This is a genomic window from Micromonospora sp. NPDC049044 (assembly GCF_040649215.1).
Classification (GTDB): Bacteria; Actinomycetota; Actinomycetes; order Mycobacteriales; family Micromonosporaceae; genus Micromonospora.
Window position 1 is genome coordinate 1 of sequence record NZ_JBEZFA010000074.1, and the last position, 12632, is coordinate 12632.

Sequence of the window (12632 nt, forward strand, 5' to 3'; positions counted from 1 at the left end):
CCTCGACAGCGCATCCCACTCGACATCAGACAACTCGTAGCGACGACCCACGCGCTACATCATCCGACATCAAGATCCTTTGAAGACACGGCCTACGGCGAGCAGCCGTGGTTGGGTGACGCGTTCGGCTCCTTCACCGGCAACCCCAACCGACTCCCGGTCGACACCCACGAGATGGTCGCGATGGTCGCGCCGCGCGGGTTGTTCATCATGGACAACCCGCACATCGCCAACCTCGGCCCCCGGTCGGCGAGCGTGGCGGCCCTGGCCGGCGCGGAGGTCTACCGGGCGCTCGGTGCCGGCGACAACATCACCTACTGGTCCGACGTGCAGGACGGCAGCCACTGCGCGAACCGCCCCGAGTGGCGTACCCCGCTCCAGAACAACATCCGGAAGTTCCTGTTGAGGACGGGCAACGAACCGGGTGTGATGCGGATTTCCAGCAGGGCGCTGGGCCGGTTGGCCGACTGGCGGGACTGGCCGACCCCGGTGCTGACAGACGGCCCGACGACGCCGCCTCCGACGACGCCGCCTCCGACGACGCCGCCCCCGACCACGCCGCCTCCGACCACGCCGCCCCCGACGAATGGTGGCTGTACGGCGACGGTGTCGATCAACCAGTGGACCGGCGGCTTCGTCGCCACGGTGCGGGTGAGCGCCGGCGCCACGCCGGTCAACGGGTGGACCGTCACCATGACCCTGCCGTCGGGTGCCGGCATCACCGGCGTCTGGAGCGCAAACCGCAGCGGCGACACCGGCACGGTGCGGTTCACCAACGTCGCCTACAACGGCTCCGTCGCTCCTGGGCAGTCGACCGAATTCGGCTACCAGGGCACCGGCAGCGGTGCGGGGATGACGCCCACCTGCTCAACCCCCTGACCCACGGGGCCCGGTGCGGAGGTCGCACGACCCCGCACCGGGCCCTGCCGACAGCGGGGCGGACAGCCCCGATCCTCCGCCGTCAGAGCCAGACCACGATCCCGGTCAGGTCGTTGAGGACCGCTGCCACACCCGCCCGGATGGCCGCCGCGCAGCGCTCGGCGGTGAACGACTTCGGGTCGTACGTCGAGGACATGCCGAGCCCTTCCCCGCGGAACGACGCGCCTTCCCAGTCGACAGATGTGACGTTGTGGGTGGGCTCGGCGAGTTCGGCGCCCACCACGAGGAACTTCTCGTCCAGGTGGTTCGGGGTGACCAGGGCGAGGGGATCGACGAGGTCACCCCCGGCGCTGACGATGAGATCCGGGTTCATCTCCATGGCCTTGGCGATGCTGGGAACGGCATCGTGGGCGTTGCCGACGACGATCGTCCGGAGATCCGCGTGCTCGTCGTCGGCCCACTCCCGTACGGCCGTCACGAGCGCCTTCGTCGGGTCGTCAGTGCCGGCGGTGAGGAGGACCACCCGGTAGTCCCTCGGCGGGTGGACCCCCGCCCACGAGCCGGGCTGCGGCGTGATCGTCGCCTCCGGAGCGGGGGTGGTGGAGGGGGCGACGAATCCGGGGCCGAGAGTCCCCACGGCGCTGGGCGCGGGGTGCGGCTGTGACCAGTCGTCGCCGGAGTTGCAGGCGGTGACCAGCGCGGCGGTCGCGGCCAGCATGGCAACGGCCCGAAGCGGGGGGCGCAAGGTGGTCGTCCTTTCGAGCGGTGACGGCAGCCTCGTATTCCTATCTCAATTCCCTGCGCCGTTTATCTGCGTACGACCGTTCGAGGTCTTTGTTTTCCGGCGGTTCGTCGGCACGCGGGCTGGTGTTCACCCGCGCCATGCAACGTGCACTGGCCAACCGAGGGAGTCGCATGTTCGGGCGCGTCCGCCGTACCGTTATCGTCACCGCTGTCGGGATTGCTGCGGCGGTGGTTCCATTTTTGGGCGCAGGAACGGCGTCCGCGCACGGGTTTTCGTCGACTGTGTACGCGAAAATAACGGCCGGAGACGAGGGTCACATCCGGACGGCGCTGGACCTCGAATACGACCTTCTCGTCGTGTCCGCCGCGGATGCGGTCGACGACGACCCGCTCTTCCAGGTGGGCACCGCCGCATTCGAAGCGGGCGACGGCGACGCCCAGGCCGCGGCTCTGGAGAGCCATTCGTCGACGGTTCTCAGGTACATCTCCGACCGGTTCTCGGTCACCGCGCGTGACGCGGCCTGTCGGCCAACCCAGGTGGGCGACCCGACGATCGGCCAGCGTGAGGGTGTGCCGTACGCGAATCTGCTGTTCGACTGGACCTGCCCCGAGCGGGCAAACGAGCACGAGGTGCGCAGCACGCTGTTCCCGGACGGCGAGGACTACGTCAAGGGCACCAAGACGATCGTCACCTACGAGATCGACGGCCGTTCGGGCAGCACGGCGCTGGACAGCGCCAACCCCACCTTCTCGACCGCGCAGGCCTGGTACGAGCGGTTCGGGGAGTTCTTCCTGCTGGGCGCCGAACATCTGCTGTCCGGGATCGACCACATCCTGTTCCTGCTGGCGCTCATCGCCGGCTCGCGGCGGCTGCGGGAGATCGTGCTCGCGGCCACCAGTTTCACCCTGGCGCACTCGGTGACGTTCATGCTCGCGGCCCTCGGCTTGGTCGAGGTGCCGGGGGCGGTGGTGGAGCCGGTCATCGCGTTGTCGATCGCCGTGGTCGCCGGTTGGCACCTGTGGGGGATCTGGCGACGCGGCGCGCACGCTACCGACCTGGAGACGGCGGGGCACGGTCACCTCAGCCTGGACCGGGCCGGCTGGATCCGGCTCGCTGTGGTGTTCTGCTTCGGCCTCGTACACGGGCTGGGCTTCGCTGGCGCGTTGGGCATCGACGAGGCCTGGTCGTGGACCCTGCTGTGGTCGCTGTTGGTGTTCAACATCGGCATCGAGGTCGTTCAGTTGACGATTATCGCAGTGGTCTTCCCGCTGCTGCTCGTCCTGCGCCGTCGTGCGCCGAAAGCCGGCATCTGGGCGACCGGCGGTGTTTCCGCAGCCGTGTCCGTCATGGGGCTGATCTGGTTTGTGCAGCGCGTTTCCGGGTCCTGAGTGGGGCTAAGTAGTTCGCGAAGTGCAGGCTTTCGCAAGATCACGTTCATGGTCGGTTCATCAGGCGGCGAAAGCGTGGATTTACTTCCCCGGCGTCGGGTGAAGTCACCATCCATTTCTCTATTTGAAAAGGGAACAATGTCGATGACATTGAGCACCTCGACACGGGCCCCCGGGCTTGTGCGGCGGCGCGTGGTCGCCGGGGTCGCAGCCGGCTTCCTGGGAATGGGCGCGGCCCTCGGTAGCGGCCTGACGGCCACCGCCAGCGCGGCCGAGTCCACCACGATCACCGGCGTGATCCTCGGCGTCGGCGCCAACGAGACCCAGCGGATCGTGAGCTGGTACTCCTCCGCGGACACCGCGCAGAAGATCCAGCTGGCCCCGACCGCCGAGATCGTCAACGGCGAGTTTCCGGCAAGCGCCGTCAGCTTCGAGGCCGTCGGCGCGGCGAACACCTCCACCACCGGTTTCAACAGGCACGCCACGATCAGCAACCTGCGCGAGAACACGGCGTACTCCTACCGGGTCGGCGCCGAGGGCAGCTGGTCCCCGGCGTACGCCTTCAAGACGCGGGCGTTCGAGGGCGACTACGACTTCCTCTTCTTCGGCGACCCGCAGATCGGCTCCTCCGGTGACCGGCTGAAGGACCAGGCCGGCTGGGAGGACACGCTGAAGGTCGCCACCGCGGCCAACCCGAACACCGAGCTGCTGGTCTCCGCCGGTGACCACGTCGAGAGTGCCAACGACGAGGGCCAGTGGGACTCGTTCCTGGCCCCTGAGCAGCTGCGTCAGTACCCCTTCGCCGCCACCATCGGTAACCACGATGTCGGCGGCAAGTCCTGGGAGCAGCACCACTTCACGCCGAACACCGACCGCTCGGCCCAGTACTACTCCGGGGACCAGGCGACCCGCTCCGGCGGCGACTTCTGGTACATCTACAAGGATGTGCTGTTCATCGATCTGAACAGCAACAGCTACGTCAACCCGGCAGACGGCTCCGCCGGCGGCGACGCGGCGCACGTCTCGTACGTCACCGACGTCGTCAACAAGCACGGCTCCGAGGCCAAGTGGAAGGTGCTCGTCTACCACCACTCCATCTACTCGGCGGCTACCCACTCCACCGACGGGGACAACGCGGCCCGCCGGAAGGACTTCACGACGGCGTTCTCCGACCTCGGCATCGACATGGTGTTGCAGGGGCACGACCACGTCTACACCCGTAGCTACTCGATCAAGAACGGCCAGAAGGAGAACCCGGCCGAGCAGCCCGGCGCTGCCGACGTGTTCCCCGGCCCGGGCGGCGTCATCTACGTGACGGCGAACTCGGCCTCCGGCTCGAAGTACTACGACATCAAGAAGCCGGGCACCACCGGCACCGGTCCCACCGGCCTCGGCCCGGACCCGCTGAACCCGAGCAACTACTGGTTCAACTCGGCGCAGAACCAGGAGCACGTCCGCAGCTACGTCAAGGTGCAGGTCAAGGCCGACAAGCTGGTGCTCCAGAACATCCGCAGCGGCACCTGCGCGGCGCCGAACGCGGCGGTCGAGAAGGGCCTTTCCTGCACCAACACCGCCGAGGGGCAGCCGGTCGGCTCGATCGTGGACAGCACCGCGATCCACCCGTACCACGGTGACGGTCAGGCCATCCAGGTCAACGTGCCGAACCCGGCTCCGGGCGAGTTCGGCTGGACGATCGACGGCTACAACGGCCTTGTCGACCTGGGCACCGCCCAGGAGCGCAACGGCACCTTCTTCGAGGCGACCGGCAAGATCAACCCGATCCTCGTGTCGGACAGCCGCCGCTCGCTCGCCCCGTGGTCGATCTCGGCCAACGTCGGCGACTTCCAGGACGCCGACAAGAAGTTCTCCGGCTCCTACCTGGGCTGGACCCCGTACCTGCTCGACGGCGGCGCGGGTGCCGAGGCCGGTGCTCCGGTGCTGTCGTCCCTCGACGACCAGGGCAAGGGCCTCTCGGTCTCCAGCGCCCTCGCCGCGGCCGCGCAGGGTCACGCGCGGGGCGGCGCCCGCCTCGGTGCCGACCTGGATCTGAAGATCCCGGACAGCATCGCGATGGGTAGCTACCGCACCACGCTCACGATCACCGCACTGAGCAGCTGATCCAGCTGTTCCACCGGGCGGGGTAGGCACCTTCGGGGGCCTGCCCCGCCACCCATTTGCCGCCTTATCAAGATCACCTCAAGGATCCGACATGTACCCGTCCGTAACGCGCTGGAAGAAGCTTGCTCGTACCACCACGCTGTCTCTGCTCGCCGCAGTCGCGACCGTCGGCGTCGGTGCCGGCCCCGCTCTGGCGGCGGACGGCAACGTCGCCTGGACGGTCCGCACGGCCTCCAACAGCTACGGCGAGGCTCGGTCCAGCTACAGCTACACCGTCAACCCGGGAAGCGCCGTCGAGGACGCCATGGTGGTGGCCAACCGCGGCCCCGCGCCCCTGACCCTGTCCGTGTACGCCGCCGACGGCTTCACCACCGACGCGGGCCAGCTCGACCTGGTCACCAGGGACGCCAAGTCCGTTGGGATCGGCGCCTGGGCGAAGCCGAAGGCCGGCAGTGTCGTGGTCCAGCCCGGCAAGACCGCACAGGTCCCCTTCACGGTGAGCATCCCGGCCAACGCCACGCCCGGTGACTACGTGGGTGGGATCCTCACCGCGCTCACCCAGGCCGACCAGGCCGAGGGCATCAACGTCGACCGGCGCCTCGGCATCCGGATCAAGCTGCGGGTCGGTGGTGAGCTGAAGCCGCGCCTCGCGATCGAGGACCCGCACGTGACGTACGGCGGCTCGGCCAACCCGTTCAGCAAGGGTGACGCCACCGTCACGTACAAGATCCACAACGTCGGCAACGCCGCGCTCTCCGGGCAGCAGGCGGTATCGGTCTCCGGGCCGTTCGGCGTGCTGAGGGTCCGGGCGAAGGATATCGCCGCGCCGCCGGAACTGCTCCCAGGCGAGAGCTGGGACGTGACCGTGCCGATCGCCGGGGTCGCCCCCGCCGTCTCGTTGGCCGCGACAGTGACCCTCACCCCGCTCCTCACCGACGCCTCCGGCTCCACCACCTCGCTCAAGCCGGTCCAGGTCACCGCGCACGGCTGGGCGTTGCCGTGGACGCTGGTGCTGGTGCTCGTCGTAGTTGTCGCCGCGGTCGTCGGGGCGTACCTGTACCGGCGACGCAACCGGACGCGGCGCAAGGTGCGCGAGGACGCCCGCGTAGCCGACGCCGTCGCGCAGGCGTTGCGTGGTCAGGAGCCGCAAACCTCCTGATGGCGTAGCCACCGCCGGCGAACGGGAGCACCGCCGCCGTCGTCGCGGCCCGCCCGCCCGGAGCCGCCGTACTCCGGGCTGGCGGTCATGCCTGTTGGGCCCGCTCGGGACACACCCGGCATGGCCGGTCGCCCTTGTGGGTGAACGGCGCTCAGCTCCGGAGCACGCCCGTCCCCGAGCCGGCATGCTGCGACGGTGACGCCGGCACTGAGGGGGAATCCACATGGTTGACGGGGATGTGCCAGAGCGGATGCAGGCCGCGGCCCTGGATGAGTTCGGCGGGCCGGAGGTGATCACCCTGCGGAAGCTGCCGATCCCGCAGATCGCCGACGACGAGGTGCTGATCAAGGTCTTGAGCGCTGGCGTGGGGGTGTGGGACGTCTACGAGCGGCAGGGTGTGCTGGTGCCGGAGGGCTCCGCGCTGCCGATCGTGCCGGGCTCCGACGGTGTCGGCACCGTCATCGCGGCTGGCCGCAAGGTGTCGAACGTCGTGGTCGGCGAGCTCGTCTACGTCTCCGCCACCACCCGCCCGAAGGGCGGCTTCTACGCCGAGTACGCGGCGGTCAAGGCGGACTACGCGGCGAAGGTGCCCGACGGCGTACCGGCCGAGCACGCCGGAGCCATGCCCACCGACGCGCTTACCGCGCTGGCCGGGCTGGACACCCTCAGCCTGTCGGCCGGCGCCTGGTTGCTGATCTTCGGGGCGAGCGGCGGTCAGGGCCACCTGGCCGTGCAGTTGGCCAAGCGGCAGGGCCTGAACGTGATCGCCGTGGCGTCCGGCGCGGAGGGCGTCGCGCTGGTGACCCGCCTCGGCGCCGACGTGTCCCTCGACGGCCGCGGCGACCTGACCGACGTGCTCGCCCGGATCCGGGACGCGGCACCGGCCGGAGTGGACGCCATCCTGGCGATGGCCGGCGGCAAGACGCTGGACCGGCTCACCGAGGCGCTCACCGACGGCGGAGTGGTCGCCTTCGCCCACGGCGTGCGGCCGGAACCCCAGGAACGGCCGGGTGTGACGGTCCGGGCGTACGACGGCGAAGCCAGCCCCCGCCAGTTGCAACGCCTCAACGAACTCATCGAGGCCGGCCCGTTCGTGGTGCATGTCGCGCAGACGTACCCGCTGGGCAAGGTGCGGGAGGCGCACAAGCGCCTGGAGACCTCCTACCCGGGCAAGCTGCTGCTGACGGTGGCGTGAGACCTCAACGCGGCGTGCGCTGTTGCGGCACGCGTACCGATGCCATGCCGGCCGCGGTCGCGGCCCGAATGCCCAGGTCGGTGTCCTCGAAGACCAGGCACGACCCCGGGGGTACGCCGAGGTGCTCCGCCGCGAGCAGGAACGCCTCCGGGTCGGGCTTGGCCCGGGTGTAGTCCTCGGCGCAGACCAGCACGTCGAACCGGTCCAGCAGGCCGAGCGCGCCGAGCGAGGCGGTGACCGAGGCGCGGGTGCTGCCGGAGACCACGGCGAACGGAACCCGCCGGTGGGCGTCGTGGATGTGTGCCACCACCTCGGGTACGGCGGCGAGCTGCGGCAGCAACTCCTCGTAGTAGTTCTCCCGGCGCTCGACGACAGTCGCGACCGGCATGGCCAGACCCTGCTGCTCGTTCAGGGCGACGATGATGTCGGCGGTCGGCCGGCCACCCCAGGCGTAGAAGAGATCCTCCGGGAACTCGCAACCCCACTCCTGGAGGGCCCGCTGCCAGGCCAGGTAGTGCAGCGGCATCGAGTCGACGATGGTGCCGTCGCAGTCGAACAGGTACGCCGCGAACTCACCGGCCGGCAGAGGCAGAGTCATCGAGGCAGGGTACAGCGGCACCTGCGTTCAGGCTTCGGCGACGGACGCCAGCCGGCGCAGCAGGTGGGCCCGTTCCGGCTCGGTGAGGTTTCTTCGGTCGCGAGTTCACGACACCAGGTCACGGCGGTCCACCCGTCGCTCGAACCAGGTGATCCCGATCAGGAGGACGGTCAGCAGTGCGAGCGCCGCCAACGGAGCCACTGATCGGCCGACCGGCAGCAGGGCGAGCGGCAGCAGCGCGGTGACGACCTGCGTCGGGTCGACGGCACCAACTGTCAGTCGGCGGAAGATCAGCCTGCTGAGCAGGTAGAGGGCCGCGCCCCCGTACAGGGCGGTGGCGGCCTCCCAGCCCAGCGGGCCGGCAGGGGGCGCCTCCCCACTGAGCCGGTCGATCACCTCCTCGATGCCGAGCGCCACGTAGATGGCACCGATGATCAACGGTGAGTGCCCGATGCCGTACGCGTCGCCGGCCACCCCGGCCCGGCGGTCGCCCGGCACCGCACCGATCGCCCCCCGCGCGGCGGGCGCCAGCCGGTCGAAGTACAGCCACCACAGGCAGACCGTGCTGGTGAGGCCGAGCAGTGCGGCCGCCATCCCGGCGCCGGCCGGTGCCATCGTCCGCGGCCCCGCACCTGCCGAGATCAACGACTCACCCAGCGCGATGATGAGCACCAGGCCGAACCGCTCGGTGAAGTGGTCCAGGCTGCGCAGCGGCCAGGGCCGGAAAGCCGACGCGATCCGCGCGCCGCCGATGTCCACGAGCAGCGCGACCGTCCAGAGCACCGTCTGGGCCGCCCCACCGAGCAGTGCGCCACCGATCAGCGGAAGCCACGCCAACACCACCGGCACGCTGAAGAAACGCAGCGTCGAACGCAGCGGCGGGTCCGTCGCGCTCACCCAGAACAGGATCACCAGCTGTACCGCCCGGACGACCACGTAGGCCAGGGCCAGGGTGAGCGGCGGGTCGAGGACCTCCGGTTCCTGCCGCCACGCGTCCGGTAGCACCAGCGCGGCGACGAAGGTCGCCGCCATCGCGACAAGGGTCGCCGCGCGGACCAGGCCGACGTCCGCGCGGACCAGGTTTCCCAACCAGGTGTACGGCCCCCAGGAGTAGAGCAACAGCAGGAGCAGGAGCAGCCCCTGGGCCAGGGTGAGCGCGGTCGGCGAGCCGGCCATGAAGGTGATGACCCGGGTGAGTGCGAAGACGAAGACCAGATCGAAGAAGATCTCGAACATCGTGGTCCGGTGCGTCTGGGCGGCCGGCACCGGACGAATGCCCGAAATCCCCTTCATCCCCGCATTCTGCGCCATATTGATCGGCGATGCATCCGCTCTCCCGCGTGGGCACCGCTCCCGCCTGGGCACCGCTCCCGCCTGGGCACCGCTCCCGCCCGGGCACCGCTCTCCCGGCGGCGCCTGGCGAGGGAGAGTGGACAGCGCCGCCGGGTGCCGGCCTCAGGCCGAGGCGTCGGTCCGCCGCCGGCTCCGCTCAGCCCGTCGCCGCACCTGCCGGTACGCGCCGGTCAGCCCCATCGCCCGGCGTACCTCGACCAGGGTCTGGCGGACCTCCTCGCGGGTCCGCTCAGTGCCCTCGACGATCAGCCGGTCCACCAACCCCCGGTCCGCCTCGATCTCGGCCCGGCGCTCCCGGATCGGCGCGAGAAACCCCTCGAGCGCGACGATCAGCCGCTGCTTGACCTCCACGTCGCCGACCCGGCCGGCCCGGTAGCGCCGGGCCAGGTCGGCCACCTCGTCGCGGTCCGGATTGAAAACTTCGTGGTACGCGAAGACCGGGTTGCCCTCCACGGTGCCCGGCACGTCGGCCCGCACCCGGTTCGGATCGGTGTACATGCCGAGCACCTTGCGACGTACCGTCGCCGCATCGTCGGAGAGAGCGATGGTGTTCCCTCGGCTCTTGCTCATCTTGGCCGCCCCATCGGTGCCCACCAGACTCGGCGTGTCCGCCGCGATCAGCTCCGGCACCGGGAAGACCGGGCCGTACAGGTGGTTGAACCGCCGGGCGATCTCCCGCGTCACCTCGACGTGCGCGGCGTTGTCCCGACCCACCGGGACCACCTCACCCTTCACACAGAGGATGTCCGCGGCCTGGAGCACCGGGTAGCCCAGCAACCCGTACGGCATCTCTTCCTTGCCGGCATCGCGGGCCATCTCCTTGAGCGACGGCACCCGTTCCAGCCGGGGCACCGTCACCAGGTTCTGTAGCAGGGTGTTGAGGTCGCCGACCTCGGGAATCGCCGACTGGAGGTAGAAGGTGGCCCGTTCCGGGTCGACCCCGGCGGCGAGGATGTCCGTCACCATCTCCCGGGCGTTGCCGGAGACCTTGTCGATGTCCTCGCGGCGGTTGCGGGTGGTGAGCATGTGCAGGTCGGCGATGATGAAGAAGCTCTCGTAGCGGTGGTGCAGCCGTACCCGGTTGGCGATGCTGCCGACGTAGTGGCCGAGGTGCAGGCGGCCGGTCGGCCGGTCGCCGGTGAGCATTCGTGCGACGGACATGGTGATGCCTCTCGTATCCGAAGGTGGGTCACGCGTGGGCGCGCGCCGAGCGGGGCGGGTCAGCCCCCTCGGTCAGCGGGATCGGCTCAGCGAGCCGTCCGCCATCGCGCGCCGGCGCGGAACCGCAGACCACCGGCACGGAGGACACTCAGAATCTGCTCACGGCCATCGCCGGAGCCGGTCGGAACCCCGGGCAGCGCACCGAGCTGGCGGCAGTCGACCTGGTCGACCGCCTCCGGTGCGAAATTGCCCGTCCGGACCACGACCTCACTTTACCCGCGAGGCGGGGCCAGGTGGTTGTCGGCGTAGTAGGCGCCAACGCGCTCCCGGTACTCCGGGTCGGCCGAATCCGCATCGAACGGCGGTGCGTCCTTGATCTGTTGCTTGGCCCGGTCGACGTGCACGACGCGTTCCTGGTGGTCCACCCGCTCCACCGTGCCGGCAGGCAGCAGCACCTTCCGCCCGAAGATCCAGTGGCCGGTGTCCACCACCAGGTACCCGGCATCCGCCTCGTTGCTCGCCTCGTCGATGGTGCCGATGCGCCCGTCACTCGCCTGCACCTGGTATCCCACCAGGTCCAGTGGGGTGCCGGGACCGGGGGCGTCCGGACCGTCGTGGCCGCCGTCCTGCCCTTCCGGCGGGGTGACCGACGGGGTGGTCTCGGTGTATCCGCCAGCCAGGGCGGCCGGGTCGCGCCAGGCCCAGGGATTGAAGATCGAGGGTTGCACGGGGCACCTCCGGGGGGACGGTCCTCAGCTGTCCTGTTTCGAAGTGCCCAGCGCGTCGGGGTGAGAAACGGACCGATGGCCCGTCACGTCTCCCGCACCGGTGTGGCGTTGCGGCGGGGTGTCCGTTGACGGCCAGGTGGACCGGTGCGCTGGCATACTCGGCTGCCATGGTGCTGTCGCGAGGGTGGGCTGCCTTCCTGGTCGGAGTCGGGGTCTGGACCTGGGTGATCTGGCCGCGGTTCGCGGTCGCCATCTGGCAGGACCCGCGATCGTGGACGTCGGGCACCGTCGCCGAGGGTCCGGCCACCAGCTTTCTGTGGGTGCACGCGCTGCTGATCGCGGCGTCTCTGGTCATCGGGACGACAGCCGGCGTCCTCGGCGTCCGGGCCTGGCTCGCCGCTCGTCGGCCCCGTTCGTCGTGATCGGCGCTCGCGGTGGCCCGCGCCCGTCGTGGCCGGCGCTCGCGGTGGCCCGCGCCCGTCGTGGCCGGCGCTTGTCTTGGCGCGCGCTCGCCTGTCCTGCGTTCGTCTTGGCCCGCGCTCGTCGTGACCGGAGCTTGTCCTTTGCCCCGCTCGTTGCGATCGGAGCTTGTGGTTTCCCATCCTCGTCGTGACCGGCGCTTGTTCTTTCCTCTGCCTGTCATGACCGGGCGCTTGTCCTGACCTGTGCTTGTCCTGAGCGTTGTTCGCCCTGGTCACAGCGCGGAGTCTGGCGCCGAGTAGCTGGCGGTCGGGACGGCGCGATGGGTCAGCGAGGCGAGTGTGACGGGCGCCGCTACCCGCGGATTTGACGATCAAACCCGCAGACGCGTAACTTTCTCTCTGCCAGCGCGGAACGGGGCAAACGGGACGGAAGTCCTGAGGCGCCGAAACGAACTGGCAACCGGGTCGAGTGGGGGTTCACTCCTGCGAGACACGGTCCGGGCGGTGCTCCGCCGGATCGGCCGAGAGGCGGATTTGGTGCGGCGAAGCCGACCGGGTAAGGTTCACGACCGGCAGGGCACCGGGCGAGACTGCGGGAAACCGCAGCGGCCGGTTCTGCCAAATCCGACGACCTGACGCAGCGGTTCGCTGCTGCGTGAGTGCGCCGGTACCAACCCGTACGAAGCACGACAGACCGGGACACACGGTTTGACACGGCGAAGACGGTGAGGTAACGTAGTAAAAGTGCCCGGCGCGAGAGCGGCGGGACACGGAGCGGAAAAGCCCCGGTTGGGGTTCCACTGAGGTGGGGCTTCTGGTCGGTGTGTGGTTGTTCTTTGAGAACTCAACAGGGTGCTTGTAAAGCCAGTGCCAATTATGATTTATA

The 12632-nt window shown here is 69.6% G+C and carries 10 protein-coding genes and 1 pseudogene; 6 read left to right on the plus strand and 5 right to left on the minus strand.

Translation table 11 applies throughout. From position 1 onward, the window contains the following. Nucleotides 1-504: 504 nt before the first annotated feature. Nucleotides 505-879 (plus strand): annotated as a pseudogene (locus AB0B85_RS33285) (cellulose binding domain-containing protein); the annotation flags it as partial. A gap of 82 nt (nucleotides 880-961) precedes the next feature. Here the strand turns inward: AB0B85_RS33285 and AB0B85_RS33290 are convergent. Next, nucleotides 962-1624 (minus strand): hypothetical protein, encoded by a 663-nt coding sequence (locus AB0B85_RS33290; RefSeq protein WP_357413700.1) that lies wholly within the window; start codon nucleotides 1622-1624, stop codon nucleotides 962-964. A 20-nt stretch (nucleotides 1625-1644) separates the two neighbouring features. On the opposite strand from AB0B85_RS33290, the gene AB0B85_RS33295 reads away from it, so the two are divergent. The 4 genes from AB0B85_RS33295 (at nucleotide 1645) to AB0B85_RS33310 (ending at nucleotide 7484) form a co-directional block, all read left to right on the plus strand. Further along, complete coding sequence (locus tag AB0B85_RS33295; protein WP_357413702.1) at nucleotides 1645-3012, plus strand: HupE/UreJ family protein; 1368 nt, start codon at nucleotides 1645-1647, stop codon at nucleotides 3010-3012. 144 nt (nucleotides 3013-3156) lie between these two features. Further along, nucleotides 3157-5130 (plus strand): metallophosphoesterase family protein, encoded by a 1974-nt coding sequence (locus AB0B85_RS33300; protein WP_357413704.1) that lies wholly within the window; start codon nucleotides 3157-3159, stop codon nucleotides 5128-5130. Between the two features lie 91 nt (nucleotides 5131-5221). Further along, a complete protein-coding gene (locus AB0B85_RS33305) occupies nucleotides 5222-6289 on the plus strand; it encodes a DUF916 domain-containing protein (protein ID WP_357413706.1) in 1068 nt (355 codons plus the stop codon). A gap of 223 nt (nucleotides 6290-6512) precedes the next feature. Next, nucleotides 6513-7484, plus strand: a complete 972-nt coding sequence (locus tag AB0B85_RS33310; protein ID WP_357413708.1) for an NADP-dependent oxidoreductase — start codon at nucleotides 6513-6515, stop codon at nucleotides 7482-7484. 4 nt (nucleotides 7485-7488) lie between these two features. Here AB0B85_RS33310 and AB0B85_RS33315 read toward each other — a convergent pair whose 3' ends face one another. The 4 genes from AB0B85_RS33315 to AB0B85_RS33330 all read right to left on the minus strand — a co-directional run bounded on the left by AB0B85_RS33315 (nucleotide 7489) and on the right by AB0B85_RS33330 (nucleotide 11324). Continuing rightward, complete coding sequence (locus AB0B85_RS33315) at nucleotides 7489-8082, minus strand: HAD family phosphatase (protein WP_357413710.1); 594 nt, start codon at nucleotides 8080-8082, stop codon at nucleotides 7489-7491. A gap of 105 nt (nucleotides 8083-8187) precedes the next feature. Continuing rightward, complete coding sequence (locus tag AB0B85_RS33320) at nucleotides 8188-9375, minus strand: low temperature requirement protein A (protein ID WP_357413712.1); 1188 nt, start codon at nucleotides 9373-9375, stop codon at nucleotides 8188-8190. 162 nt (nucleotides 9376-9537) lie between these two features. Beyond that, nucleotides 9538-10596: a tryptophan--tRNA ligase gene (gene trpS, locus AB0B85_RS33325; RefSeq protein ID WP_357413714.1), complete on the minus strand. Its 1059-nt coding sequence runs from the start codon at nucleotides 10594-10596 to the stop codon at nucleotides 9538-9540. A 272-nt stretch (nucleotides 10597-10868) separates the two neighbouring features. Next, complete coding sequence (locus AB0B85_RS33330) at nucleotides 10869-11324, minus strand: PRC-barrel domain-containing protein (protein ID WP_357413716.1); 456 nt, start codon at nucleotides 11322-11324, stop codon at nucleotides 10869-10871. Nucleotides 11325-11491: 167 nt separating this feature from the next. On the opposite strand from AB0B85_RS33330, the gene AB0B85_RS33335 reads away from it, so the two are divergent. After that, nucleotides 11492-11746, plus strand: a complete 255-nt coding sequence (locus AB0B85_RS33335; RefSeq protein ID WP_357413718.1) for a hypothetical protein — start codon at nucleotides 11492-11494, stop codon at nucleotides 11744-11746. The last annotated feature ends 886 nt before the right edge of the window (nucleotides 11747-12632 follow it).

Coding starts and splice junctions, on each gene's coding strand:
- AB0B85_RS33300 (WP_357413704.1), top strand. CDS start 3,157: ATGACATTGAGCACCTCGACACGGGCCCCCGGGCTTGTGCGGCGGCGC.
- AB0B85_RS33305 (WP_357413706.1), top strand. CDS start 5,222: ATGTACCCGTCCGTAACGCGCTGGAAGAAGCTTGCTCGTACCACCACG.
- AB0B85_RS33310 (WP_357413708.1), top strand. CDS start 6,513: ATGGTTGACGGGGATGTGCCAGAGCGGATGCAGGCCGCGGCCCTGGAT.
- AB0B85_RS33315 (WP_357413710.1), bottom strand. CDS start 8,082: ATGACTCTGCCTCTGCCGGCCGGTGAGTTCGCGGCGTACCTGTTCGAC.
- AB0B85_RS33320 (WP_357413712.1), bottom strand. CDS start 9,375: ATGAAGGGGATTTCGGGCATTCGTCCGGTGCCGGCCGCCCAGACGCAC.
- trpS (WP_357413714.1), bottom strand. CDS start 10,596: ATGTCCGTCGCACGAATGCTCACCGGCGACCGGCCGACCGGCCGCCTG.
- AB0B85_RS33335 (WP_357413718.1), top strand. CDS start 11,492: ATGGTGCTGTCGCGAGGGTGGGCTGCCTTCCTGGTCGGAGTCGGGGTC.